The sequence below is a fragment of the Bradyrhizobium sp. 87 genome, from assembly GCF_023073015.1.
GTDB classification, from domain to species: Bacteria; Pseudomonadota; Alphaproteobacteria; order Rhizobiales; family Xanthobacteraceae; genus Bradyrhizobium; species Bradyrhizobium canariense_D.
In genome coordinates this window covers 370,029-392,157 of the sequence record NZ_JADPIQ010000090.1, presented here as the reverse complement: position 1 = coordinate 392,157, position 22,129 = coordinate 370,029, and the positions used below count along the sequence as shown (strand labels likewise).

Here is a 22,129-nt window from a genome sequence, read left to right as displayed (position 1 = left end):
CAGTACTATGATGGTATCTGGCGGCGAACCGAACGGAGAATACCGTGTTGACCGATGCGGGGACTTCAGAAGCTCAAGCCTGGCGAGAAGCTTTACAAGCGCGGCGACAGCGACAGCATGTACGTTGCCGTCCCGCCCATCAAGAGGCGCGAGCCGATCCGTGGAAGTGGCGACCACACCGTCAAGGTGTTGCATTGATGCGCGCCGCGTTGAAAGTGGTGATGGCGGCAATATTCGCCATGCCGGCTGCGGGGGCTCTGGCGAAGTCTCCGGACTGCGCGAGTTGGCCCACCAACATGGCCCTCGTGCACCTCAAGAACGCCGGCCTGATCGATATCCCATCAGTGATCGAGGCGCAGACCAAGACCGTTCGTCTCGCGTCAGAAAAGATCGGCAAAGACCTCTACCAGCAGGTTTATGACATCACGTTTCACACCAAGGATGGCAAGACGATCGAGGTCATCACGAAAAACCAGGCATCAAGCGAGGAATGCTCGATGAGCGGCGTCGACATCTATGTGGTCGCGAAGAAAATCGGCGGGTCGGCAGAGCAGCCATCTGACGGCACGGCTAAAAAGTGATCCGGCTGACCGAAAGCTCAAGAACGAGGGCGGGATGACGATTGAGCCAGAGCGGGCCGAGCGCTAGCATCGCGTTATGGACGCCGAACGACGAATTGAGAACTTGGAAGCAGCGCTTGGGGCCAGCTTGCCCGTGGCGTATCGCGCCTTCCTGCGGTCACACAGGGAAGAGCCGTCTCGTCCGGTTCTGGTCGTCTCGACCAGTCCAGACTACTGGGATGTGAGCTGCATCCTCGAAATCGGCGACGCTGAAAGTTACCTCCAGCTCGATCATTGTTATGAACTGGTTGGCGACGTCCTTCCCGAAGGGATGTTGCCAGTTGGCCAAGACCAAGGTGGTAACCTCTACCTTTTGGATTGCCGCACGGGTCCGAGCACCGGAGCCGTTTATTGGTGGGATCACGAACAGGAGCCTGGCGAGGACCGCGTGGAGTTGGTCGCGACGAGCTTCCCGGAGTTTCTCGCTGCTCTGGTCCCCGATTCCTAGCGGCACGCGCGTGGGCGATGACGATCAACTTCACCGTCAGATCCGATACTGCGCGGCCGGTTTGGAGTTGCTGTAGTGGGGTTTGAGGCTGCCGCTGCGGGCCAGCCTCGCCTCTGATCCTGGTATGCGTCCGCTCCGCACAAGCCGCACCGCGATTTTGTCAAGAAGTCATTCAATGCTGTGAGCTGCGGGAGCAAGACGAACGGAGACATCGCATGAGTACAGGCAAACTGACCGGCAAAGTCGCGCTGGTGACCGGAGCGTCATCGGGGATTGGAGCGGCGACAGCCCTGGCTCTGGCGGGCGAGGGTGCGCGCGTGGCGATCGCAGCCCGGCGCATGCAGCGCTTGGGTGATCTTGCGGAGCGGATCCGCCAAGCCGGCGGCCAAGCGCTTCCGCTCGAAGTCGATGTTTCGGACGAGGCACAAGTCACGGCGATGGTGCGGCGCGCTGTCGAGGAGCTTGGTGGGCTCGACATGCTGCTCTGCATCGCTGGTGTTGGCGTCGCGGCGCCGTTCCAGAACACCACGACGGCTGAATACCGTCAGATGATTGACGTGAACTTCCTGGGGGTGCTCTACCCGATACATGCCGCGTTGCCCGCGATGAAGCGGCAGGGTTCGGGACACATCGTAATCCTCTCATCCGGCACCGGACGCTATATCCATGCCTCGACTGTCTATTCCGGCACAAAGCATGCTGCCAGCGCCATGGCGGAATCGCTTCGACGCGAGGTCGGGAAGGACGGCATTCGCGTCACGACGATCGAGCCCGGGGCCGTCAAGACCGAGTTTGTCGCGCAGATGCGTCCCGATGTCCGCCAGGCGGTGGAGACGAGACTGGGAGATATGGAGCAACTCGAAAGCGAGGACATCGCCGCGGCCATCCTCTACGCGGTGACGCAACCGCGCAGGGTCAACGTCAACATCCTCACGCTTTATCCCACCCAACAGGCCTGAGCCCGGCCGCCATGGTTGGGTAACTAACATTCAGGTATTTGCTGCATCCGAAGGTCACGGCTTCACGAACCGATAGGCGAAGCGATCGGTCTTTCCCTTGATCGCGGGATCGAACACCTTGATCGTGTGCGGATCGTCCTTGTTCGCGAGCAGGGTGCTTTCCGCGTCCAGCACGAAGCCGGCCGCCTCCACCTCCTTGCGAACGGATGCAGGCTCAATCCGATGCAGCGATTGGGCCTCGGTCGTGCCCGCCCCGAGCGCGGCGGCGTGGTCGACGATGACGTAGCACCCGCCGGGCTTCAGCCGCTCGTAGACAGCGCGATTGAAGTCGGCCGCCCTCGCGCCCCGGGCCTGGATCAGCGCGGTGTGGAGATCGTGGTAGAACAGGTGCAGCCACAGCACATCCGCTGCCTGCGTGGCCTGCGGCATCGCCAGGAGGTCCGCCGAGACGGCTTCGACGTTCTCTCGGCCCGGCTCCTTCGCAAGCGTCCGCATGCGGCCGACCGGATCGTTCTTGAAGTGGGCGACTTCAGCCGGCACGAAGCTGTCAACCCGTCCTTCGCTTCCCACGATGTCGGAAAAGAGACGGGTCCAGTCGCCGTCGCCTGGGTAAACGTCGATCACGGTGGCGCCCGCATCGATACGTGCGAACCGGATCAACTCGGACAGCTTGGATTGGTCGTACATCTGGATTTCCTTTAGGCTTGGGCATTCGACACGCGCGCGGCTCGTGCCAGTGCCTGCGTGTCGACGTACTCCCGGATGTTCGTCAGTTTGCCGTTGCGAACGGTGATGGCGAAGACCCAGTCGTCCCTAAACGTCTTGTTCGTGGCTTTGATCTTTCCCTTTGCGAATCCGACGACCAGGACCCGGTCTCCTTGCGCCACGAACTCGCGGGGTTCGGTGGACGTTTCGATCGACTTGGATGCCGTCTCGAGCAAATCCGCCACCCCGTCGTGCCCGCGATGCGTTCCGGCCAGCGGCCAGTCCTCACCGGGGATGATCCACTCGATGTCGTCGGCGATCAGCGCCAGCAGTGTTTCCCTGTCGCCTCGGCCGATCGCGGCGAAGAAGTCCTTCACGGTCTGGATGTTTGTCTCGATACTCATGGGAATTTCTCCATTTCGCTCCGATCGGATCGCGCTCGATCCGATCGCATGCTTCGTGTCCTCGTGTTCATCAGTCGAACTTGACCAAATCCTTGAAGATCAGATGGCCCCAGCTGTTTCCGCGCGCCTGCACAAGCAGCCCGCCTTCCGAAAGCCCGCCGAGCTTGATCGGCGCGAAGCCGAGAGTTTCCGCAAGCGTGCCAATCGCCGCTGCGGCAGCGTCATCGTCGCTCGCCAGGAACACGACTCTCCTGCCACCATGGACGGCCGGATCCTGGGCAAGGACGGCAGCACCCAAATGGTTGAAGCCCTTGACCAGTCGACCGCCGGTGAAGGCTTGCGCGAGGGCCTTGGACGAAGGTTGTCCCCCCAGTTTCTCAGGCGGCACGCCGTAGGCGTTGGTCACATCGACGATCGTCTTGCCCTGCCAGGTGGGCAGCGCTTTCGCGACATCCTGGTGCGACTCGAAACGGACCGCCAAAAAGACGATCTCCGCCTTGACGGCGTCCGCCAGCTTTTTGGGAATGATCGAGGGTCCGATCACGGCCGCGGCGGATGTAAAGCTTTCCGGGTCGCGCGTGGTTGCAACGGAGACTTCGATGCCGTTGCGGGCAAACGCGCTGGCCAGGGCTTGGCCGATAGGGCCGAAGCCGATGATTGCGTAGCTCATGATGTTTCTCCGAACTTGTGTCGATGGCGCGGTCAGACCTGGGCCATGCCGCCATCGACGGCGAGATCCACGCCGGTGATGTAAGAACTTTCATCGGAGGCGAGGAACGTGACGGCAGCCGCGATTTCCTCCGGCTTGCCCCTGCGACCCATCGGGACCTGTGAAGCAAATTGGCTGGCCGCTTGCTCGGCTTGCTCGCGGGTCAAGCCCGTCGTCGTCTCCAGGGCGGGGGTCTCCGTTGGCCCGGGGCTCATCGTATTGACGCGGATTTTGCGGTCCTTCAGCTCCAGCGTCCAAGCGCGCGAGAAGCTGCGCACCGCCGCCTTGCTCGCGGCGTAGACGCTGAACCCCGGCAGCCCCTTCACGTTCGACACCGAAGAGTTCAGGATGATCGAACCGCCGTCCTTAAAGAGGGGGAGGGCTTTCTGCACCGTAAAGAACAGGCCCTTCACGTTCACATCGAAGGTCTGGTCGAAATGGGCCTTGGTCGCTAGCGCGAGCGGCGCGATTGTCCCCGCGCCTGCGTTCGCGAAGAGAATGTCGATGTGACCATGTTTCTCCTTCACGACGGCATAGAGCCGCTCCAGATCTTCCAGGCGCGACACGTCGCTCACGACCGTCGTCACGTTTCTCTCGATGAAGGCTGCGGCCTCCTTCAGCTCTTTCTCGCGTCGCCCGGTGATCACGACGTGCGCACCTTCGTCCACGAAGCGCTTGGCCGTGGCCAATCCAATGCCGCTGCTGCCGCCGGTGATGACGGCGATCTTGCCTTCTAGTTTTTTCATGATGTTTATCTTTCATTGTGTGTGGGCCAGGCGCGGGACCGCGCCGGGATCAGAGTTGCGCCAGGCCGCCGTCGACGGCGACTTCGCTGGCGGTCATGAAGCTGCTGTCCGAGGAGGCGAGAAAGGCAGCCACCGCCCCGATCTCCGCCGGATCGGCCATGCGCTGCAGCGGAGTCATCGCGGCGAACACCTTCTGTCCCTCTTCGCCCAGCGCTTCCTTCGCGAGTTCGGTCGCGGTCGCTCCGGGCGACAGCACGTTGACCCGGATGCCGCTGCCTTTCAGGTCCTCCGCCCAGGTCCGCGCGAGGTTGCGCACGGCCGCCTTGCTCGCGCTGTAGGCGCTCATGGCCGGGGCGCCCGTGGTGCCGGCGCTCGATCCCGTCAGGATGATCGAACCGCCCCGGCGCATCAGCGGCAGCGCCTTCTGCACCGTGAAAATCGTACCCTTCACATTGGTGTCGAAGGTTTCGTCGATGTGCGCGGCGGTGATCTTGCCGAGCGCAAGCTGACTTCCCGCGCCGGCATTGGCGAAGACGATGTCGAGGGTTCCGCGCTCGGCCTTCACCGCCGCGTAGAGCCGGTCGAGGTCGGCCTCATCCGAGACCGAGCCCTTCACCGCGCGTGCATTAGGCCCGAGGGCGGCGACAGCAGCGTCGAGGGCTTGCTGTCGGCGGCCGAAGATGAAGACGAAAGCGCCATCCTCGATGAAGCGCTTTGCCGCGGCGCGGCCGATGCCGGTCGCGCCACCCGTGATGACTGCAACCTTGCCGTCAAGCTTTCCCATGATGTCTCCTGTCGTGGTGTCGGGGCAGCATCTCCCCCCGAGGACCCCGACATAGGTCCGCCGGCCCTAGGCGTTGAGTGCGGAAGCGCGCACATCGGTGGTGCGAAATCGATCCGGCCGGACGACTAACGCCGACGGCGACGATCGGTGTCCGTCGCTCAGAATGGGCCCTGCTGGCCGGAACCGGCTATGATCACCGCCCATACTGCTGTAGGAGGCATCAGATACGGCTTGAAAAGGCGCACCGCGCGGTGCGGGATTGCACCATGATCGACTGGGACGATGTTCGCTATTTTCTAGCCGTCGCGCGGGGAGGCTCGGTGCGGGCGGCCGCCGAGCACCTCGGCGTGAACCACGCGACCGTGCTGCGACGCATCGCCCAGCTCGAGGAACGCCTTGGGGTCCAGATGTTCGAAAAGCTGCCTTCGGGCTACCGGCTGACGGCTGCGGGCGAGGAGGTCCTCGAATTCGCCGACCAGATGGAAGCCTCGTCACACCAGCTGGAGACGCGCGTGTTCGGGCGCGATCAGAGCGTGCGCGGGCGTCTGCGGGTGACGCTGGCGCCGCCGATGGCGACACATTTGCTGATGCCTGATTTCGCCGATTTCGCGCGTCTGCATCCCGATATCGAGATGGATGTCCTGTCGTTCGGCGAACTGGCAAATCTGACCAACCGTGAGGCCGACGTCGCGATCCGCGTCGTCTACGAGCGCAAAACCCTGCCGCAAAATCTTCATGGCATGAAGGGACCGGAGCTGTTCGGCGCCGTCTACATGTCCAGGGATCGACTGGCCGCGTGGCGTGCGGGCGCGCCGGATCCCTTCCGCTGGATCGTCATCAGCATGCACGGCATCCCGGATTGGGCCAGCGCGGGCGAGGTTCGCACCACGGACGTTCCATTCAGGACCAGTGACGCCGGAGCGCAGATCGCTGCTGTCCGGCAAGGGCTGGGGATCACGACACTGCCGTGCTTCGTCGGCGATGCCGACCCGCTGCTGGTGCGGGTGCCGGGGACCGACCTGCACATGTACGGAACGGTCTGGCTCCTCACGCAGGGAGAGACGCGCAAGACCAAGCGCGTGCGGCTGTTCACGGAGTTCGTATCACGCAGGCTCGCCGCGTACGCGCCGCTGCTGGCGGGGCTGTCGGTGGCGCGCGAGTGACGCGGGGCGGGTCGTGGGCGGAAAGCTTGGCCTCGACAGATCAATGCGTTATCGTGCTTCCGAAACAATCGAGTGGGAGTAGGGTTGTGACTGCTATTGATCCAGCATCGCTGGGTGTTGTTTCCTGGAGAGGCAGCGCCGCTTAGGTCATGGGGTTTGGGGTATTCATCCATCGATTGGACTCGATCTACGACGACAGCCCCGCTGAGCAGTACCAATTTCCCAGTCAATATCTTCATCGCGTTGAAGCCTGCATCGGCGATTGGATAGTATATTACGAACCGAGCAAGGTTGCTGAAACGCGCGGTTACTTTGCAATTGCTCGGGTTCAGCAGGTTCTTCCCGATCCCGGTACTTCCGGGATGTATCTCGCTTTAATGGAACCGGGAAGCTATCTCGATTTTGCCAATTCAGTCCCATTCAACGGACCGACGGGTCCAGTAGAGCGCGGTGTTCTTAACGAACAGGGGCGGATTTCAGGACGCGCTCAGTCCGCAGTCCGCCCAATCTCTCCCGACGATTTCAATAGAATATGCGAGCTTGGTTTCGCGGAGAACGCGCCGCTGCTGCCGCGGCGCGACGGCGACCTTCCATCGCTCGATCTTAACGACCAGCCGCAGGTGCCATTCGCGGTTGAGCAGCAGCGCGACCGTGTTAGCGTAACGATCTCGAAAGTCCTGCGTGATCGAGTTTTCCGCCGCATCGTGCTGCGTGCCTATGAAGAGCGTTGCGCCGTCACCGGCCTCAAGCTCATCAATGGAATGGGGCGCGCGGAGGTCGCGGCGGCTCACATACGCTCCGTCGAGGCAAACGGGCCGGACATCATCAGCAATGGCGTTGCTCTTTCGGGTACCGCACATTGGATGTTTGATCGTGGTCTCATCAGCTTCGCGGACGATCTGGAGATATTGATCTCGCGCCAGACAAACGATCTGGAGGGAGTGCAATCGATCATCAACAAGACGGGGCGCGCTCTTGCGCCGCGTCGTGCGTCAGATCGGCCACATCCGCACTTCTTAAAGTGGCACCGCGAGCATTGTTTCAAGCAATAAGCAAAACCATACGGCTCATGCGCTCGTACCCGCCCGCCGCTGAGCCGCAATCAGCATCTCCACAAACGCGGTCACCTTCGGCGGGCGGAAGCGGGCTGCGGGGTAGACCGTGTGGATGCCGCCGGATGGCAGTTGCCATTGCGGCAGGATGTGGATGAGGCGGCCCGCCGCGAGATCGTCGGCCACCAGGAAATCCGGCAGCACCGAAAGGCCGCCGCCGGCGAGCACCGCTGCGAGCACCCCCGGCGTCGTGTCGATGGCGATGCTCGCCTGCAGGCGCACGGCGCATCGATCGAGATCACCGCGCGAGAACTGCCACAGCAACGGCTCGCGCAGCGCCATGTTGGCGATGAACGGTAGCGTCACCAATTCGTCGGGATCGCGCGCGGCGGCGATCCGATCCGCGAATGCGGGAGCGCCGACCAGACATTGCCGGAACGATCCGATCTTGCGCGCCTGCAGGCTGGAATCGACCAGCCACCCCACACGGATCGCCATGTCGATCTGGCCTGAGGCGAGGTCGACCGTCTGATCTTCGAGCGTCAACTCCACGCGGCAGTGGGGATAGCGTGCCGCGTAGGCCGTGACGACGGCGATGACGACGGCGGTGCCGTAGTCGTTGGGCGCCGTGATCCGCAAGGTGCCGGTCGGCGCGGCGGCTGCCTGAGCGAGCTCGTCGAAGGCATCCTCCGCTTCGCGCAGGATCATGACGCAGCGCGAATGAAACATGCGGCCCGCCTCGGTCGGATGAACCCGGCGCGTCGTGCGCACGAGCAGGCTGGTGCTGAGATCGCGCTCCAGCTGCGCCACCTGCTGGCTCACCACGGCCTTGGTGATGCCGAGCCGTTCGGCGGCCCGCGTGAACGATCCGCTGTCCACGACGGCTGCGAAGTAGGCCAGTCGGTTCAGGTTCATGGGCTCTGTCCGGTCAGATTTATTGTCAGTCAATACCATACATTATGTCTGTTTTGTTGATATTTATCTACCAATGTGCGCGTGCCACATTGCGGTTCAAGGAGATCGCCATGTCCGCGCCCATTCAAATCACCTACCTGTTCGATCCGCTCTGCGGCTGGTGCTACGGCGCCGCCACGCTGCTCGAACAGCTCGTGACCTGTCCGGATTTCGCTGTCGAACTTGCGCCGACAGGTCTGTTCGCCGGCGAGGGCGCCCGTCCGATGGACGACGGCTTTGCCGCTTATGCCTGGAGCAACGACCAGCGGATTTCGCGCTTGAGCGGCCAGCCCTTCAGCGAAGCCTATCGCCGCGATGTGCTGGGCGACCGTACGCGCCTGTTCGATTCCGGTCCGGCGACACTGGCGCTCACGGCTGTCGCGCTCACGGCGCCTGATCGGGAGTTCGCGGCGCTGAAGGCCTTCCAGCTCGTCCGCTATGTCGAGGGCCGCGACAGCACGGACATCTCCGTTCTGTCGGATGTGCTGCGCGCGATGAATTTGCCGGAGGTTGCCGCGCGCCTGGCGAGCCCCGACGCCGCGTTGATCGCCGCGTATCGCGCACGCCTCGAGGCCGCGCGTGCCGAGATGCGCCGGTTCGGTGCAAGCGGCGTCCCGGCCCTCATCGTCGGGGCGGGCGATGACCGCCGCCTCGTGCAGGCAAGCGCCCTGTTCGGCAGCCTGAACGTCCTGATCGACGGACTGAAGGCGGCCTGAGCGCAGCGGTCAACACGACCGGACGATCAGTGTGAATTTCCCAATCGCAGACTAGCACCAGGAGACCAACATGCCGACAAGGAGAACCATCATGAAAACCACTCTCGCCGCGGGCGCCGCCGCCGTCTTCGCACCCGCAGGCCTCGGCCATGCCGCGGGCGGGCTCGCCTGGAAGCATTTTCCGGCCGGACAGAACGGCTTCTTCCGGGCGCCCGTTCTGGTGTCCGGGCCAAGCGAAGCCGTGCTGATCGATGGCGGCTTCACGCTGTCCGATGGCAAGGCTGTCGCCGACGCCATCAAGGCCACCGGCAAGAAGCTCACCACCATCTATATCAGCCAGTCGGACCCGGATTATTATTTCAGCCTCGGCGCGATCAAGGCTGTCTTCCCCGAGGCCCGCGTGCTCGCGTCGCCAGCGACATTGGCGGCCATTCACGCCAGCGTCGAAAAGAAGCTTGCCGTCTGGGGGCCGCAACTCAAGGCGAACGGCCCGCAGGTGCTGGCCGATGTGGTCATCCCCGAAGCGTTCGACGGCAAGACGCTCAGCGTCGACGGCGAGACCATCGAGATCGTCAGCGCCGACGGCCTGGCCAACCGGCGCTATCTGTTCGTACCCTCGCTCAACGCGGTGTTCGGCGGCGTGCTGATCTTCTCCGGCGTCCATGTCTGGACCGCCGACACGCCGACCAGGGAGCAGCGCGCCGCCTGGATCGCCAATCTCGAAATGATCGCGGCGCGCAAGCCGGCGATCGTCGTGCCCGGCCATTTGTCGGCGGATGCGAAGACCGACCTGTCCGGTGTCGAGCACACCATCGCCTACCTCAAGGCGTTCGACGAAGAGTTGGCCAAAACCAAGGATTCGGCGGCGCTCAAGGCGGCGATGGAAGCGCGCTTCCCCGGCCTCGGCATGGGCGTTGCGCTCGACATCGGCGCCAAGGTCGCCACCGGCGAGATGAAGTGGGGTTGAGATGGGGGCGAACCTCGACCTGATCCGCGCCACCTATGAGGGATCATCGTCGGAAGAGAACGGCCGCAACTTGCTGGCCGCTCTCGCTCCCGATGCCGCATGGACCGAAGCGGAAGGGTTTCCATACGCGGGCACCTATGTCGGGGCCGAGGCGATCATATCAGGCGTGTTCCGGCGTCTCGCCATCGAATGGACCGGCTACCGCGCCGATGTTCACACCTATCTCGAAGACGGCGACCGCGTCGCCGCCTTCGGCGTCTACTCCGGGACCTACAAGGCGACGGGCAAGTCCATGCGCGCCAATTTCGCGCATCTCTATCTGGTGAAGGACGGCAAGATCGCCAGCATGACCCAATATGTCGACACCGCGATGGTGCAAAAGGCATTGGAGCCTGCCGGCCGGTAACAGCCGCATCACGTCGGAATGCAGGAGGGGGAGCCCGCGACATGCGGGCTCCCCTTTTTCGTTCCGGCGTCTGCTAGATCTTGATGGAATTGTGCCTGGCCGAGGAAGTCCACCGCGCGCCAGAACGTGGTCATGGATATGACCGCCGGCCCCGTCTATACCGAGGTCCCACGACAGGCCAGAGCGGCGATCGTATGCTCGCAGTCATGGTGTTGAAGATATGACTGCCGACGACCTTGGATTTTTGACGTGAGGAGCCATGGCGGTTTCGGAAGACAACAAATCTCTCGCCCGCTATCTGAGAGATGTTACGCAGGGTTCACCGACGGTTACGAAATATTGGGATGACGCCCACGTCAGTGACGTCGACATCATGATCATCAAGGACGTGCCGGCAGGAGGCGTTTCCACTTATGCCAGCCTCGCGCTCTCTGACGCAAAAACCGGCCTGACGTCTGGCGGCAAGGCCCTGGGCGTCGAGATTCTGCTGGCTCTGGCGACGGCCGAGGGCGCCAACATGATCGCGACTTGCGCTTTCAGCATCAAGAAGGGCGAGATCACACCCTTGCCCGGCGTCGTCATTCCGCGAGCCCTGGAACTGTATGGCGAAGGGCGCGAGATGAAGCACGCCATGCTCATCTCTCCGTTCGTGTGGGACCTGGAAACACAGTCCTTCTCGGCCAAGTCCGTCGCCTGGCTGCAGGTACTGCCTATTTCCGACGCCGAGCGGGACTACGCGCTGGCGAACGGGCCCGAAGCGCTGGAGGATCTGCTCCAGGACCGACAGATCGACGTGTTTGACATCGATCGTCCCAGCGCTCTTTGATACCCTGACCGCCGCTATCTTCGTGGACGCCTGCGCTTCGCCTGGAGGATGCTGATGGCATTCGGCCCGATGGGTATCGCTTCGCGTCTCCCTACCGCGGCGCCAGCCCCGCACCGTTTTGAAATGCCAACAGCCCAATGCAGAAAATCGCTGCGCCAACCCACAGCACCACCGGGACCAGGTACGGCGACGAAATGACTTCGAGCACCGGGAACGCTTTGTCTGAAACAAACCTTCTGTGTGCCACCCATGCGGTTGCGACGAGGGGTGTAAAGGTGACAACGAAGTAGAGCGCCCCCAAAACCCAGCCAAAGGCGGTCAAATCCCTGGATCGCGTGACCTCTCCCGCGAAGCCAAGCGCGGCAATTGATACGAACGCGCCCAACGCGCTGATGAGGAGCTCGGCAGCCAGGACGACGATGGATAGAGTTGCAGTCATGCTTGGATTCCGTTTGCGAATGAGATTTCCCTGAAGCCGCAGCCCGGATGGCCGGTGACCGCATCAGCCACGATTGAAGTCCTCGAGATCGCGGATGAAGCGTTCGAAGTCGGGCGCCAGTTCGTGCAGAGGAAGGCAGTTCATCCGTACTGACATCTTGAAGGGGAACGCCCACTTTGTGGGTGAAGGGGGGCCGACAGTCTAACGCGTAGAGGAAGGTGCTTGCAATCGGTGTGGTCTTCCCTGAGGAAACCAGTTGCCGGACGTAGCTCCATCCGGGCTAGCGATCCGTGCCAAACCGCAAGATCGGTCGAGCGTGTCATGGCCGTCAGCGACTAGATGGCGCCGCCACGGAGGAGGGACGATGAAGGCGGCGCTGCAAAACTATCAGGACCGCATGCGACGAGTGCTGGACCATATCGACCGGCATCTCGACGGAGATCTGGACCTGGACGGCTTAAGCGCTGTTGCCGCCTTCTCGAAATTTCATTTCCACCGGCAGTTCTCGGCAACCTTCGGATTATCTGTGCATCGCTATGTCCAGCTGGCCCGCATGAAGCGCGCTTCGCACCAGCTGGCCTATATGGACGCCCTTGATGTCACGGATGTTGCGATGGATGCCGGTTACGACGCACCGGATGCCTTCGCCCGCGCCTTTCGGCAACGGTTCGGGCAATCTCCGTCGTCGTTCCGGAAGTCTCCCGACTGGGAGCCGTGGCTTGCGGCCTTAGGGCCTCTCGACAATGCGAGGAGCAAGCTCATGCAGAAGACCCTTACCACTGACGACGTGACGATCCGCGATGTGCCCCCGACACCGGTGGCGATCATGGAGCATCGCGGCGACCCGGCGACGCTTCCCGCCACAATCCAGCGCTTCATCGCGTGGCGCAAGGCGGCTCACCTGCACCCCAGCACAAGTCCGACCTTCAACGTCTGGCGTTCCGAGCGGCGGCCTGCATCACCCGCCGATTACAGCGTGGACCTTTGCGTCGGGACCGCACAAGCGATCGTGGCGAACGGCGAAGAAATCAAGGCCAGCGAGATCCCCGGCGGACGCTGCGCGGTGCTGCGCGTCGTCGGCTACACCGACAATCTCGAGCCGGCCGCGCTCTTCCTTTATCGCGACTGGCTTCCCGCCAGCGGCGAAGAAGCGCGCGACTTCCCGATCTATTGCCAGCGGCTGAGCCTGTTCCCGGAGGTGCCGGAGCACGAGACGGTCGCGGACGTTTTCTTGCCGCTGAAGTAGCGTCTGCTGACGGCGGCCTGTCACTCCGATCGCGGAGACCGGCAGGCCGCCATTCGCGGATCAATACCGCCACGATGTGATCCCGCGTTCAACTCGGGAAACGGGTGGCAGCTCGCTGGTGCCTGATGTCTTGTTCGGCTCCTTTTTGACATCAGGAGAGTCTCACGGTGGAACTGGCAAACAAGACGATCATCGTAACCGGCGCCAGCAGCGGTATCGGTGCTGCCGCAGCATCGTTGTTCGCGTCCGAAGGCGCCGATGTGGTGCTCGGGGCGCGTCGCGGCCCCGAGCTGCAGGCCGTTGTTGCAAGCATCAAGAGCGCCGGAGGGCGCGCGACGTTTCTCGCCGGGGATGTTCGGGACACCGGCTATGCAGCCCGCCTTGTCGAGCACGCCGTCAAGACTTTCGGAAAGCTCGACGGCGCTTTCAACAATGCCGGCATTGTCGGCGAGATGACGCCAGTCCCCGAGATGAGCGTCGAAAACTGGACCGATGTGCTTGCGGTGAATCTCACCTCGGCGTTCCTCAGCGCGAAGGCGCAGATCCCGGCACTGCGCAAGCAGGGCGGCGGTTCGATCGTTTTCACCTCGTCCTTCGTTGGCTTCAGCAACGGGGGCCTGCCGGGAATGGCGGCGTACGCAGCCTCAAAGGCAGGACTGATCGGCCTGGCTCAATCACTGGGCGCCGAGCATGCGGCCGAAGGCATTCGCGTCAACGCGCTTCTGCCTGGAGGGACCATCACCCCGGCGGCGGGCGAAGGAAATCCCGACGCCCTGAATTTCATCGCCGGGCTCCACCCGATGAAGCGGATGGCCAGTCCCAAGGAGATCGCGCAGGCGGCGGTTTTTCTCCTGAGCGACCGGGCATCGTTCATGACGGGCAGCCCCATGACGGTTGACGGCGGCATGTCGGTCCGCCTGACCTGACCACGAATCCGCTCGGGCCCGATCGACGGGGCTCTGCGCCGTCGATCGAGCCAATTGATAGCGGGGCGCGCAGTGCGCGAAAGGCCTGCTTCACCCGTGCGCCTCCTGCCAGTGCGGATAGGTGACATAGGCGGTGACGGCGCCTTGCTCATGCGAGCGAATGGTGACCTGCGTGCCCTTGGGCATGTGGACGGTCTCGCCCGGACCGGCGGTCACGGTGCCGGCGTTGCTCGACACCGAGAGCTTCCCTTCGAGCACGATCATCACGTCGTCGACGGCGATTGTCTCGTCGAGGATCTGGTTCGGCGCGTAGCGGCCGTAGCCGATGGTGATCGGCGCGCCGTGACGCTGGTCGATCACGTTGCCGACGAATATGTCGCCATCCTGGCCGGGCGAACGCTCGAGCGTTGCGTCCGAGATGGCAAACTTGCGAACTTGCATGAGATGTCGTCCGTCTTTTCAAAGTGGGCGGGTTGAGGACGATAGAAGCCTCAGGCAAGTGTTTTGTTCAGCGCGCCTTGCGGGACCGTTTGACGCAGATGGTGCGACGATGGCTGGCGCGCAGGAGACGATTGGTGCCCAGCCCACGGCGACGGTCGCCTCGGCGCAAACACTGGATGTTCGCCACGCGTCTCCATGATACGAAACCCCCGTCGTTCGCTTCCGGAGCCAATGTTCATGTCTGCCACCGCGCCGAGTCAGTCGCCCGCAACCTCCGCCGAAACCGATCCCGAAACACTCGGCTGGATGAAAGGCTTCCCGCCGTCTCCGGACCGCACCATCAGCTTCCAGGATGGTTCGTTCCGCAGCTTCCCCGAGCTACGCTGGGCATGGAGCAACATCCGCCAGCTGGTGCCGACCGTGAATGTCTGGCGCGGGGCGGGGCCTGCATCGGTGTTGCCGCGGGAAGACCACGACATCGGTGCGTCGGCCTCGACCACCATGGACAGGCGGCCCATGACGTTCGCGAAGATGCTCGAGGAAACCTACACCGACGGCATCGCCGTGCTGCATCGGGGCAAGCTGATCTATGAGCGCTATTTCGGCGCGTTGAAGCCGCACAAGCCGCATATCGCGATGTCGGTGACGAAGTCGTTCACCGGCTTGCTCGCCGGCATTCTGGTCGCCGAGGGCAAGATCGATCCGCAGGCGCCCGTCACGGACTATGTGCCGGAGCTGAAGGCGAGCGCGTTCGGCGACGCGCGCGTGCACGAGGTCATGGATATGACCACCGGGCTCGAATACACCGAAATCTACACCGACAAGAACTCGCATGTGTGGGGACTGCGGCGCGCCAACGGCATGGCGCCGATTCCACCCGACTATGACGGTGCGACCACCATCTTCGATTTCCTGGTCGGGCAAAAGAAGCAGGGCGAGCACGGCAAGGTCTTTGCCTACAAGACCGTCAACACAGACGTGCTGGCCTGGATCATCCGGCGCGTCAGCGGCATGACGTTGTCCGATCTGCTCTCCGAGCGCATCTGGCAGCCGATGGGCGCGGAGGAAGACGCGCATTACCACGTCGATCGCATCGGCACCGAAAGCGGCGGCGGCGGCCTGTCGACCTGCTTGCGCGATCTCGCCCGATTCGGCGAGACCATGCGCAATCACGGCCGCTTCAACGGCCGGCAGATCGTGCCTTCATCTGTCGTCGAGGACATCGCGCGCGGCGGCGATCCCGAAAAATTCAAGCCGGCTGGCTACACCACGCTAACAGGTGCCTCCTATCGCAATCAATGGTGGGTCACGCACAACGCCCACGGCGCCTATATGGCGCGTGGCGTTCACGGCCAGGGCATCTATATCGATCCCAAGGCCGAGATGGTGATCGCGCGCTACGCCTCGCACCCCGCCGCGGGCAACGCCGCCAACGATCCCGTGACGCTGCCTGCCTACATGGCGCTGGCGAAGGAGCTGATGGCGGGCGGGTGAGGTACGCCTATGGCAGCTCCCGCCAGCGCATCGGCAAAATGCCGTCCTGCCTGAAACTGGCGAGGAAGCGGAACCGGGCGGCTTGCGGATTGGGACGGGCTTCGATCGGTGTGCCCAGGATCTGCACGACGTCGTTCTCGTCATAGGTGGGCCAGGGTGGCAGGCCTGATCCGTTGGGATCGCCGTGCGCTGCGAAATTCACCCAATAGGCCATCATGGTCCGCGCCAGAGCGCGGTCCTCTTCGGCCGGCGGTGCCGAGCTGCCGATCACCTGTTGCGGAGTGAGTGTGCCGAACACGAACGGAATTTCAGTCACGTGCGAGGCGATCGGCGTGTAGTGCGAGGTATAGCTGAAGTGATAGCCGTAGACCGGCGCTCGTCCCCCGCGCCGATGCAGACGCAGCCACTGCCAGCATTGCTCGCCGACCACGATGTCGCCCGTGAGCGCCGCCGCGGAAGTCCTGGCCTCCGCATCGGTCGCCGCGGGATAGACCTTCAAGAAATCGGTCATGCGCTCCTTCCCGAACATCGCCTCGGCCGCGGCGAGAAAGACTTGTGCCGATTGATCGGGGAGTGACTGCGAACGGAAAGGAAATTCCTCGGCCGCATTCCAGCCCGCCAGCAGCGGGATGTGCATCTGTTCGCCGCGCCGGAAGCGCCGCGCGGGCACATCAGGAACGACAAGACCATCGATACTCGGCGAGAAGGCCGTCACGACCGGGCTGGTCCTGAAACTCCACGGCGCGGCTGCATTCAACGAATCGGCCGGCATGCTGCGCAAAGCTGCGATCGACGCGTTGTCCTGCTGCCGGGCAAAAGCGAGACCACGCGCGCGGGCTTCTTCAAAGCCCTGAAGCGGGCCGTGTTTGCCATCCCAGAACGCGCCGCTCTGTCCTATGGCCTTGTGAAACAGTCCGTGCGCGAGCGGCGAGGCGATCAGGATTCCGACGGCCATGGCGCCGGCGGATTCGCCGAACACGGTGACGTTCTCGGGGTCGCCTCCGAAGCCGGCGATGTTGGCCTTGACCCAGCGCAGCGCCGCCAGTTGATCCTGCAGGCCGTAATTGCCTGAAGGCGCCTCCGCGTCGAGATCGGGGTGGGCGAAGAAGCCTAAGATGCCGAGGCGGTAGTTGAAGCTGACGACGACGACACCTTTCGCTGCTAGCGCGTTGCCATCGGTTGCGGGATTCGCCGAGGAGCCGAACTGAAAGCCGCCGCCGTGAATCCACACCATCACGGGCCGCTTCTCATCCGCGTGCTTCGCCGCGGTCCAGATGTTGAGATAGAGGCAATCCTCGTCGCGCGGTCCCGGCCGCGGGTCGTTTTCGAGCGCCGATAGACACCCCGCGCCGAACACAAGCGCATCGCGCACGCCATCCCAGGACTCCGGGGGCTGCGGAGCGCACCAACGCAGAGGCCCGACCGGCGGTGCTGCGTAGGGAATGCCTTTGAACGCGATCACGCCGCTTGCATCGCGCGGGCCGCCACGCACGGCCCCCGCTTGCGTGCGGACCACGCGTTGCAGCCCGGCTGCTGTCGTACTCGTGAAACCATGCATGGCCGTTTCTTTCGATAGCGTGGGCGGCGCCCGGACGCCCCCGGGCAGGTTCAGGCGGCACCCTATCGACATTCCTCTTCGCTCGATTTAGATGTTCTGCCAATCAATTTCTAAAAACCGGCAACATGCGGCAGCCGCTCCGTTTTCCATGGCCTGATCTTGATGTGGATGATGTCTCCGCGCCCGTTATCGCCGTGCGCGTCGACGTGATCGGGACCAAGGACGAGGTGCCCGATCACAGGCACCGCAAGGGGCAACTTGTCTTTGCGCTGGGCGGCGCCGTGACGTGCCGCGTTCCCACCGGTCTGTGGATGGTGCCGCCGCATTGCGCGGTGTGGATTCCAGGAGGCATGCAGCACAGCAACCTCGCGACGGAAAACGCCCGGCTGGTTTTCGTCTACATCGAGCCTGAGGTCGTGGACCTGCCGGATCGGTGCTGCACGCTTTCGATCTCCCCACTGCTGCGTGAAGTGATCGTCGAGCTGGCCAATCAGATCGCGGATGACGAGGCGAGGGTGGAGCTTCTGGCGAGCGTCCTGCTGCGCGAGCTTCCCCGCATGCCGGTTCAGCAGCTGCATCTGCCGCTCTCGCCCGAGCCGCGGTTGAAGAAGATTGCCGCGGCGCTGGCGAAAAACCCTTCCGATCGCAGGACGCTGGCCGAATGGGCCGATCGCGTCGCGCTGAGCGAGAGCAGCCTCGCGCGTCTCGTGGTCAGGGAGACGGGCTTAAGCTTCGGGCGGTGGCGCCAGCAATTGCACCTGATCGTCGCCTTGCGGGAGCTGACGTCCGGCGCGAGCGTGCAGCAGGTGTCCGCCGATCTCGGCTACGACTCCGTCGCGGCCTTCATCACCATGTTCAAGAAGGCGCTCGGGAAACCACCAGGGAAATATCTGAGCGGTATTTTCCCTGAATATAAGAATTGACTTATATTAGCGTCGACCGATATTAATCCTGGCACGAAACGACAAGGAGGAGCGCCATGGAGATCGACGTCGTCAGGGTATTAGGGCTGGTTACGCGTTCGGTGAGGAATTTCGAGAAGGACGGGAAGGCAGCCAGTGCGGTGACACTGACGCGGCTTTACGAGACCAGCGTCGACGATCTCTGGGACGCAGTGACCAGCGAGCAACGCATTCCGCGCTGGTTCTTTCCGGTCGGGGGAGATCTCCGGCTCGGCGGAAAATACCAGCTCAAGGGGAATGCAGGCGGGACCATCACGGCATGTACGCCGCCGACCCATTTTGCGGCGACCTGGGAATTCGGCGGCGCGATGAGCTGGATCGACGTCAAGCTGACCGCAGATCGAAGCCAGGCGCGGCTGACGCTCGAGCACACCGCGATGATCGAGGATCATTGGAATCAGTTCGGTCCAGGGGCAGTCGGGATCGGCTGGGATCTCGCCATTGCCGGGCTGGAGCGATATGTTGCGACCGGGGCATCGGTCGACCATGAGACGGCCGAGGCATGGATGGGCTCTCCCGCGGGCAAGGAATTCATGACGAGCAGCGGCGAGTATTGGCGCGCAGCGCATGTCGCAAGCGGCGTGGATCCTGCGTCCGCGAAACAGCGGTCGGACCGTACCATCGCTTTCTATCGCGGCGAGACGCCGCCCGACGTGGCGCATCCGGGCACAGGAAGCTGATGCAAATCTTCGAGGTCCTTGCCGACCCCGTCCGCCGTCGCATCCTCGAGCTGCTTGCGCCCGGCGAGATGGCGTCCGGCGAGGTCGTCGAAGTGATCGGAGCGGAGTTCGGGATCACGCAGGCCGCCGTGTCGCAGCACCTCAAGGTGCTGCGCGAGAGCGGCTTCGCGACGGTTCGGGCGGAGGCGCAAAGACGGCTCTATTCGGTCGATGCTGCGGGCCTCCAAGCGGTGGATGCATGGATCGGTCAGTTCCGCAATTTCTGGGAGCCGAAGCTGGATGCGCTGGCGACGGAAATCGCGCGCGGCAAACGCGAGCGTCGTAACGCGCCAATGAGCAAGCGGAGCGGGAAGCGGGCGTGAAGGCATCGCGGCCACGCCTCATGGAGACGTTTCCGTTCTTTGCCCGGCGGGGGATGGGCTTGAGCGGCGGCATCTCGGTGTCGCCCGGGCTGGCGGCCCATCTGAGGCCGTACTGCAGGTTCGCGGCCTGCGCGGCGGCGACGAGCTGTACAAAGCCCCAGACGATTGCGGCGGGCAGCATCGATAGCTCGAAGCTCATCGCCATTGGCTGTCCCCCAATCTGCAAGAAATCAGCGCGATCCCGGGTGCCATCCGGGAGTTTGGGAATCTCGGGATCGAGGTGATCCCAGGCATATCCGCGCGAGCAGAACAGCACGACGGACGGTTTGAACGTGCTGGCATCGTCCAGCGTGCCGACATAGATGCCGATTAAGTCCGGCTTCTCGTCCGGCTTGTTGTAGATAGGCGAGCCGCAGTTCGGACAGAACCCTTTGCGCTTGACCGCGCCGCTGACGGCAGTGCGCTCGATTTCGCGCACCTCGCCTGTCACCGCGACTGCGCTGCGCGCGAACACGAAGATGGAGCTGTGGCCGCTGCCGGTATCGCGCTGACAGTCGCTGCACTGGCATTGGAAGCCGCGGATCGGCGCGGACGCAATGGTGTAACAAACCGCGCCGCAGGCACAACGACCTGAATATGTCATTCGTCTCCCTCCCAACGGGCCGGCGCGATTTCACACAAGCCGGATATTTGCCGGCCCGCTCACTCGCGCGACATCTTCTCGAACCTCTTCACCAGCCGCTCCCGCTTCAGCCGCGACAGGCGCTGGATCCAGAACATGCCGTCGAGCTGGTCGATCTCGTGCTGGTGGCAGACAGCACGCAAGGCTTCCGACTCCTCTTTGTGCATGCTGCCGTCGAGATCCCGATAGCTGATCCGCACGCGGGCGTGGCGCTGGACCTCGTCGTTGACGCCGGGCATCGAGACGCTGCCTTCGCGATGCAGGATCATCTCGGGTGAGGCCCATTCGATCTCCGGATTGACATAGGTCTGTGCACCGTCCCTGGCGTCGAGCTCGAGCACGACGACGCGCAAGGGCACGCCGACATGCGGCGCCGTGATGCCGATGCCGGGCGCGGCGCGCATGGTCTCGAGCAGATCATTTGCAAGCTCGCGGAGCGCATCGTCGAACGCGGTGACGGGGTGAGCCGGCATCGCGAGCCGGCGGTCGGGATAGCGGACGATCGGGCGAATGGTCATGCAAGCTCCTAGCACTCACGGATGGTTGAAGCATCCCGTTCTTGACGCCCTACCAACTGGAAGGTAGCTAGGGACCATGACCAACGTTTCCTCGACAGCCGACGACATCCTGGCCTGCGCGCGCAGCTTGATCATCGCGGGCGGCTACAATGGTTTCAGCTACGCCGACGTGGCCGAGGTGGTCGGTATCCGCAAGCCGAGCATCCACCATCATTTCGCCAGCAAGGTCGATCTGGTCCGCACGCTCGTGTCGCGCTACCGCGCCGAAGCCGAGGCGGGACTGTCCGCGCTCGAGCGCAATGTCCCTGATCCGCGCGACCAGCTCGAAAACTATGTCGCGTACTGGAAGGCGTGCATCAATGATGCGACAGCGCCGTTCTGCGTGTGCGCGCTGCTGGCCAGCGAGCTTCCGATCCTGCCGGAGGAGGTTGCGCTCGAAGTCCGTGCGCACTTCCGCTCCTTGGCTTCCTGGCTGACGGCCGTCATGGAGCGTGGCAAGCGGAAAGGGCAACTCAAACTCTCCGGCACAGCCCGCGTCGAGGCCGAAGGATTCATGGCGACCATTCACGGCGCCATGCTGTCGGCGCGTGCCTATGGCGATCCAAAGATGTTCGGTGTGATTACCACCCCGCTGCTGGACCGGCTGTCCAACAAGCACTGAGAGACATCGGCGAGACGATGACGATAGCCAGCAAGTGGGCTGGATCGAAGACGGTTTCGTTGTGTGTAAGAAAACTACCAACTAGTAGGTATAGGAGAGACTGCGATGGCGCGATATCAATTGAATCCGGTTCATTGCGACCGCAAGCGATGGCTGAAGCAATATTACTTCGTGCGAGCGGCGTTCTCGGTTGCCTGGGTCGCTGCTGCGTTTGCCGCCGGGGCTTCTTCTCCAGTGATCGCCGGCGCCTTGCTCGTCCTCTATCCCGCATGGGACGCCGCTGCCAACTTCGCGGACGCGGTTCGCAGCGGCGGACTCGCTCAAAGCCGCCCGCAGGCTCTGAACGTTGTGGTCAGCCTGGCGACCACCGTCGCGGTGCTTGTGACCTTGCAGATGAGCATGAACCGGGTGCTCGGAATCTTCGGGGCATGGGCGATCCTGTCGGGATTGCTCCAACTCGGAACGGCCATCCAGCGCTGGCGGAGTTTTGGCGCGCAATGGGCCATGGTGCTCAGCGGGGGCCAGTCGGCTCTCGCAGGCGGCTTCTTCATCTTTCAGGCCACGATGCCCGCGATTCCCTCGATCGCGAATGTCGCGGGCTATGCTGCAGTCGGTGCGCTCTACTTCCTGGTCTCGGCGGTCTGGCTCACGGTCGGCGAGTGGCGGCGTAGCGCGGCTGTTTGAAGCCTTGCCATTCAAGC

Annotated in this window: 27 protein-coding genes and 1 pseudogene; 17 read left to right on the top strand and 11 right to left on the bottom strand. The window is 63.3% G+C overall.

Translation table 11 applies throughout. The annotated features are described in order from the left end of the window. The first annotated feature begins 44 nt into the window (after window positions 1-44). The 3 genes from IVB50_RS24625 to IVB50_RS24615 all read left to right on the top strand — a co-directional run bounded on the left by IVB50_RS24625 (window position 45) and on the right by IVB50_RS24615 (window position 2,027). Window positions 45-581, top strand: a complete 537-nt coding sequence (locus IVB50_RS24625; RefSeq protein ID WP_247297516.1) for a hypothetical protein — start codon at window positions 45-47, stop codon at window positions 579-581. Between the two features lie 76 nt (window positions 582-657). Continuing rightward, entirely contained in the window at window positions 658-1,068 is a 411-nt protein-coding gene (locus IVB50_RS24620) for an SMI1/KNR4 family protein (protein WP_247297514.1), read from the top strand. 215 nt (window positions 1,069-1,283) lie between these two features. Continuing rightward, window positions 1,284-2,027 carry an SDR family NAD(P)-dependent oxidoreductase gene (locus tag IVB50_RS24615; RefSeq protein WP_247297513.1) on the top strand — a complete coding sequence of 248 codons (744 nt, stop codon included), beginning with the start codon at window positions 1,284-1,286 and terminating at the stop codon, window positions 2,025-2,027. Between the two features lie 54 nt (window positions 2,028-2,081). On the opposite strand, the gene IVB50_RS24610 is transcribed toward IVB50_RS24615, so the two are convergent. The 5 genes from IVB50_RS24610 to IVB50_RS24590 form a co-directional block, all read right to left on the bottom strand. Continuing rightward, complete coding sequence (locus tag IVB50_RS24610; RefSeq protein ID WP_018459188.1) at window positions 2,082-2,714, bottom strand: class I SAM-dependent methyltransferase; 633 nt, start codon at window positions 2,712-2,714, stop codon at window positions 2,082-2,084. 11 nt (window positions 2,715-2,725) lie between these two features. Then, a complete protein-coding gene (locus IVB50_RS24605) occupies window positions 2,726-3,136 on the bottom strand; it encodes a nuclear transport factor 2 family protein (RefSeq protein ID WP_018459187.1) in 411 nt (136 codons plus the stop codon). A gap of 70 nt (window positions 3,137-3,206) precedes the next feature. Further along, on the bottom strand, window positions 3,207-3,806 hold the full coding sequence (locus IVB50_RS24600; protein ID WP_247297511.1) for an NAD(P)-binding domain-containing protein: 600 nt from the start codon (window positions 3,804-3,806) through the stop codon (window positions 3,207-3,209). A 32-nt stretch (window positions 3,807-3,838) separates the two neighbouring features. Further along, entirely contained in the window at window positions 3,839-4,591 is a 753-nt protein-coding gene (locus tag IVB50_RS24595) for a glucose 1-dehydrogenase (RefSeq protein ID WP_018459186.1), read from the bottom strand. 49 nt (window positions 4,592-4,640) lie between these two features. Further along, a complete protein-coding gene (locus IVB50_RS24590; protein ID WP_018459185.1) occupies window positions 4,641-5,375 on the bottom strand; it encodes an SDR family oxidoreductase in 735 nt (244 codons plus the stop codon). Between the two features lie 266 nt (window positions 5,376-5,641). On the opposite strand from IVB50_RS24590, the gene IVB50_RS24585 reads away from it, so the two are divergent. Both IVB50_RS24585 and IVB50_RS24580 read left to right on the top strand, forming a co-directional pair. Next, the gene (locus IVB50_RS24585) at window positions 5,642-6,538 is read left to right on the top strand and encodes a LysR family transcriptional regulator (RefSeq protein WP_018459184.1); all 897 of its coding nucleotides are present in this window, start codon (window positions 5,642-5,644) and stop codon (window positions 6,536-6,538) included. 149 nt (window positions 6,539-6,687) lie between these two features. Beyond that, window positions 6,688-7,590, top strand: a complete 903-nt coding sequence (locus tag IVB50_RS24580) for an HNH endonuclease (RefSeq protein ID WP_039800641.1) — start codon at window positions 6,688-6,690, stop codon at window positions 7,588-7,590. Between the two features lie 15 nt (window positions 7,591-7,605). On the opposite strand, the gene IVB50_RS24575 is transcribed toward IVB50_RS24580, so the two are convergent. After that, complete coding sequence (locus IVB50_RS24575) at window positions 7,606-8,505, bottom strand: LysR family transcriptional regulator (protein WP_247297509.1); 900 nt, start codon at window positions 8,503-8,505, stop codon at window positions 7,606-7,608. 110 nt (window positions 8,506-8,615) lie between these two features. Here IVB50_RS24575 and IVB50_RS24570 point away from each other — a divergent pair, with 110 nt between their 5' ends. The 4 genes from IVB50_RS24570 (at window position 8,616) to IVB50_RS24555 (ending at window position 11,459) form a co-directional block, all read left to right on the top strand. Continuing rightward, entirely contained in the window at window positions 8,616-9,260 is a 645-nt protein-coding gene (locus tag IVB50_RS24570; protein WP_247297507.1) for a DsbA family protein, read from the top strand. Window positions 9,261-9,330: 70 nt separating this feature from the next. Further along, a complete protein-coding gene (locus tag IVB50_RS24565) occupies window positions 9,331-10,227 on the top strand; it encodes an MBL fold metallo-hydrolase (protein WP_247297505.1) in 897 nt (298 codons plus the stop codon). A gap of 1 nt (window position 10,228) precedes the next feature. After that, window positions 10,229-10,633, top strand: coding sequence for a nuclear transport factor 2 family protein (locus IVB50_RS24560; RefSeq protein WP_204510960.1), 405 nt, complete (start codon window positions 10,229-10,231; stop codon window positions 10,631-10,633). Between the two features lie 259 nt (window positions 10,634-10,892). Continuing rightward, window positions 10,893-11,459, top strand: coding sequence for a suppressor of fused domain protein (locus IVB50_RS24555; protein ID WP_085352868.1), 567 nt, complete (start codon window positions 10,893-10,895; stop codon window positions 11,457-11,459). Between the two features lie 91 nt (window positions 11,460-11,550). On the opposite strand, the gene IVB50_RS24550 is transcribed toward IVB50_RS24555, so the two are convergent. Further along, the gene (locus IVB50_RS24550) at window positions 11,551-11,898 is read right to left on the bottom strand and encodes a hypothetical protein (RefSeq protein ID WP_085352869.1); all 348 of its coding nucleotides are present in this window, start codon (window positions 11,896-11,898) and stop codon (window positions 11,551-11,553) included. Window positions 11,899-12,262: 364 nt separating this feature from the next. On the opposite strand from IVB50_RS24550, the gene IVB50_RS24545 reads away from it, so the two are divergent. Both IVB50_RS24545 and IVB50_RS24540 read left to right on the top strand, forming a co-directional pair. After that, entirely contained in the window at window positions 12,263-13,144 is an 882-nt protein-coding gene (locus IVB50_RS24545; protein WP_247297503.1) for an AraC family transcriptional regulator, read from the top strand. Window positions 13,145-13,311: 167 nt separating this feature from the next. Then, complete coding sequence (locus tag IVB50_RS24540; RefSeq protein ID WP_085395942.1) at window positions 13,312-14,070, top strand: SDR family oxidoreductase; 759 nt, start codon at window positions 13,312-13,314, stop codon at window positions 14,068-14,070. 90 nt (window positions 14,071-14,160) lie between these two features. On the opposite strand, the gene IVB50_RS24535 is transcribed toward IVB50_RS24540, so the two are convergent. Then, window positions 14,161-14,511 carry an ethanolamine utilization protein gene (locus IVB50_RS24535; RefSeq protein ID WP_085395943.1) on the bottom strand — a complete coding sequence of 117 codons (351 nt, stop codon included), beginning with the start codon at window positions 14,509-14,511 and terminating at the stop codon, window positions 14,161-14,163. A gap of 237 nt (window positions 14,512-14,748) precedes the next feature. Here IVB50_RS24535 and IVB50_RS24530 point away from each other — a divergent pair, with 237 nt between their 5' ends. Beyond that, window positions 14,749-16,005 (top strand): serine hydrolase, encoded by a 1,257-nt coding sequence (locus IVB50_RS24530; protein WP_247297501.1) that lies wholly within the window; start codon window positions 14,749-14,751, stop codon window positions 16,003-16,005. A 7-nt stretch (window positions 16,006-16,012) separates the two neighbouring features. Here IVB50_RS24530 and IVB50_RS24525 read toward each other — a convergent pair whose 3' ends face one another. Next, window positions 16,013-17,563 (bottom strand): carboxylesterase family protein, encoded by a 1,551-nt coding sequence (locus tag IVB50_RS24525; RefSeq protein ID WP_247297499.1) that lies wholly within the window; start codon window positions 17,561-17,563, stop codon window positions 16,013-16,015. Window positions 17,564-17,688: 125 nt separating this feature from the next. Here IVB50_RS24525 and IVB50_RS24520 point away from each other — a divergent pair, with 125 nt between their 5' ends. The 3 genes from IVB50_RS24520 to IVB50_RS24510 are packed head-to-tail and all read left to right on the top strand — an operon-like array spanning window position 17,689 to window position 19,567. Then, entirely contained in the window at window positions 17,689-18,486 is a 798-nt protein-coding gene (locus IVB50_RS24520; protein ID WP_247297497.1) for a helix-turn-helix transcriptional regulator, read from the top strand. Between the two features lie 56 nt (window positions 18,487-18,542). Next, a complete protein-coding gene (locus tag IVB50_RS24515; RefSeq protein WP_247297496.1) occupies window positions 18,543-19,205 on the top strand; it encodes an SRPBCC family protein in 663 nt (220 codons plus the stop codon). Then, window positions 19,205-19,567, top strand: coding sequence for a metalloregulator ArsR/SmtB family transcription factor (locus tag IVB50_RS24510; protein ID WP_018459176.1), 363 nt, complete (start codon window positions 19,205-19,207; stop codon window positions 19,565-19,567). The genes IVB50_RS24515 and IVB50_RS24510 overlap by 1 nt, the downstream gene beginning before the upstream one ends. A gap of 361 nt (window positions 19,568-19,928) precedes the next feature. Here the strand turns inward: IVB50_RS24510 and IVB50_RS24505 are convergent. Then, a pseudogene (locus IVB50_RS24505) lies at window positions 19,929-20,210 on the bottom strand (GFA family protein); the annotation flags it as partial. 59 nt (window positions 20,211-20,269) lie between these two features. Next, window positions 20,270-20,767, bottom strand: coding sequence for a peptide deformylase (locus IVB50_RS24500; RefSeq protein ID WP_085395946.1), 498 nt, complete (start codon window positions 20,765-20,767; stop codon window positions 20,270-20,272). Window positions 20,768-20,843: 76 nt separating this feature from the next. Here IVB50_RS24500 and IVB50_RS24495 point away from each other — a divergent pair, with 76 nt between their 5' ends. Both IVB50_RS24495 and IVB50_RS24490 read left to right on the top strand, forming a co-directional pair. Continuing rightward, complete coding sequence (locus tag IVB50_RS24495) at window positions 20,844-21,428, top strand: TetR/AcrR family transcriptional regulator (RefSeq protein ID WP_247297494.1); 585 nt, start codon at window positions 20,844-20,846, stop codon at window positions 21,426-21,428. 105 nt (window positions 21,429-21,533) lie between these two features. Then, complete coding sequence (locus tag IVB50_RS24490; RefSeq protein WP_247297493.1) at window positions 21,534-22,112, top strand: DUF308 domain-containing protein; 579 nt, start codon at window positions 21,534-21,536, stop codon at window positions 22,110-22,112. Window positions 22,113-22,129: the final 17 nt, after the last annotated feature.

Bases quoted from the DNA above. Each gene is read 5' to 3' on its own strand.
- IVB50_RS24515 (WP_247297496.1), top strand. From the start codon at position 18,543: ATGGAGATCGACGTCGTCAGGGTATTAGGGCTGGTTACGCGTTCGGTG.
- IVB50_RS24525 (WP_247297499.1), bottom strand. From the start codon at position 17,563: ATGCATGGTTTCACGAGTACGACAGCAGCCGGGCTGCAACGCGTGGTC.
- IVB50_RS24560 (WP_204510960.1), top strand. From the start codon at position 10,229: ATGGGGGCGAACCTCGACCTGATCCGCGCCACCTATGAGGGATCATCG.
- IVB50_RS24490 (WP_247297493.1), top strand. From the start codon at position 21,534: ATGGCGCGATATCAATTGAATCCGGTTCATTGCGACCGCAAGCGATGG.
- IVB50_RS24530 (WP_247297501.1), top strand. From the start codon at position 14,749: ATGTCTGCCACCGCGCCGAGTCAGTCGCCCGCAACCTCCGCCGAAACC.
- IVB50_RS24620 (WP_247297514.1), top strand. From the start codon at position 658: ATGGACGCCGAACGACGAATTGAGAACTTGGAAGCAGCGCTTGGGGCC.
- IVB50_RS24600 (WP_247297511.1), bottom strand. From the start codon at position 3,806: ATGAGCTACGCAATCATCGGCTTCGGCCCTATCGGCCAAGCCCTGGCC.
- IVB50_RS24495 (WP_247297494.1), top strand. From the start codon at position 20,844: ATGACCAACGTTTCCTCGACAGCCGACGACATCCTGGCCTGCGCGCGC.
- IVB50_RS24565 (WP_247297505.1), top strand. From the start codon at position 9,331: ATGCCGACAAGGAGAACCATCATGAAAACCACTCTCGCCGCGGGCGCC.
- IVB50_RS24610 (WP_018459188.1), bottom strand. From the start codon at position 2,714: ATGTACGACCAATCCAAGCTGTCCGAGTTGATCCGGTTCGCACGTATC.
- IVB50_RS24570 (WP_247297507.1), top strand. From the start codon at position 8,616: ATGTCCGCGCCCATTCAAATCACCTACCTGTTCGATCCGCTCTGCGGC.
- IVB50_RS24580 (WP_039800641.1), top strand. From the start codon at position 6,688: ATGGGGTTTGGGGTATTCATCCATCGATTGGACTCGATCTACGACGAC.
- IVB50_RS24605 (WP_018459187.1), bottom strand. From the start codon at position 3,136: ATGAGTATCGAGACAAACATCCAGACCGTGAAGGACTTCTTCGCCGCG.
- IVB50_RS24500 (WP_085395946.1), bottom strand. From the start codon at position 20,767: ATGACCATTCGCCCGATCGTCCGCTATCCCGACCGCCGGCTCGCGATG.
- IVB50_RS24555 (WP_085352868.1), top strand. From the start codon at position 10,893: ATGGCGGTTTCGGAAGACAACAAATCTCTCGCCCGCTATCTGAGAGAT.
- IVB50_RS24550 (WP_085352869.1), bottom strand. From the start codon at position 11,898: ATGACTGCAACTCTATCCATCGTCGTCCTGGCTGCCGAGCTCCTCATC.
- IVB50_RS24615 (WP_247297513.1), top strand. From the start codon at position 1,284: ATGAGTACAGGCAAACTGACCGGCAAAGTCGCGCTGGTGACCGGAGCG.
- IVB50_RS24510 (WP_018459176.1), top strand. From the start codon at position 19,205: ATGCAAATCTTCGAGGTCCTTGCCGACCCCGTCCGCCGTCGCATCCTC.
- IVB50_RS24545 (WP_247297503.1), top strand. From the start codon at position 12,263: ATGAAGGCGGCGCTGCAAAACTATCAGGACCGCATGCGACGAGTGCTG.
- IVB50_RS24575 (WP_247297509.1), bottom strand. From the start codon at position 8,505: ATGAACCTGAACCGACTGGCCTACTTCGCAGCCGTCGTGGACAGCGGA.
- IVB50_RS24585 (WP_018459184.1), top strand. From the start codon at position 5,642: ATGATCGACTGGGACGATGTTCGCTATTTTCTAGCCGTCGCGCGGGGA.
- IVB50_RS24595 (WP_018459186.1), bottom strand. From the start codon at position 4,591: ATGAAAAAACTAGAAGGCAAGATCGCCGTCATCACCGGCGGCAGCAGC.
- IVB50_RS24590 (WP_018459185.1), bottom strand. From the start codon at position 5,375: ATGGGAAAGCTTGACGGCAAGGTTGCAGTCATCACGGGTGGCGCGACC.
- IVB50_RS24535 (WP_085395943.1), bottom strand. From the start codon at position 14,511: ATGCAAGTTCGCAAGTTTGCCATCTCGGACGCAACGCTCGAGCGTTCG.
- IVB50_RS24520 (WP_247297497.1), top strand. From the start codon at position 17,689: ATGCGGCAGCCGCTCCGTTTTCCATGGCCTGATCTTGATGTGGATGAT.